This is a genomic window from Streptococcus sp. 2106 (genome assembly GCF_013277315.1).
GTDB lineage: Bacteria > Bacillota > Bacilli > Lactobacillales > Streptococcaceae > Streptococcus > Streptococcus pseudopneumoniae.
Window position 1 is genome coordinate 1 of sequence record NZ_VMMS01000149.1, and the last position, 524, is coordinate 524.

Annotated in this window: 1 protein-coding gene; it reads right to left on the reverse strand. The window is 38.9% G+C overall.

From position 1 onward, the window contains the following. Positions 1-524: YihY/virulence factor BrkB family protein (locus HT723_RS11240; RefSeq protein ID WP_172935215.1), on the reverse strand; the 524-nt coding region annotated here is incomplete at both ends.

Sequence of the window (524 nt, forward strand, 5' to 3'; positions counted from 1 at the left end):
ACATAGTAATTGAGATAACTAGAGAACAGAGTTAGTAAACCTAAAATCACTAAGAGAACAAAGGCACTGCCTGGTAGGGTATAGCTAATTTTCCTGTTAGATAGATTGGGAAGAAAATAATAAAGCATGACCAAGATAGCAAAGAGGAGAGCGTAAGTCAGAGGACCTGCCAAACCTTGTAAAGCCTGATAGATAATGCCATCTTTTGTCCAATAATGAGCAAGTAAAGCCAAAATCATCTGCCCAAATAAGCTCAGAAACAAGGCAAAAGCAAAGAGGATCTGTAAACCAAAACTGACTAGGAGACTTACCATCTGATGGGAAATAAGTCCACGACTCTTTTCGACGCCATAAGCCTTGTTAAAAGCTTTTTGCAAGAAATTCATAGATTTTGAAAAACTCCATAACGCCGATAAAACAGAAAAACTCAATAAACCTGTTGAAGGTTGGGTCAAGACTTCTCTGGCTATTTTTTCCACACCTTCATAGAGGCTTGGGGGCAGGACATCTTTTACAAATCCCAG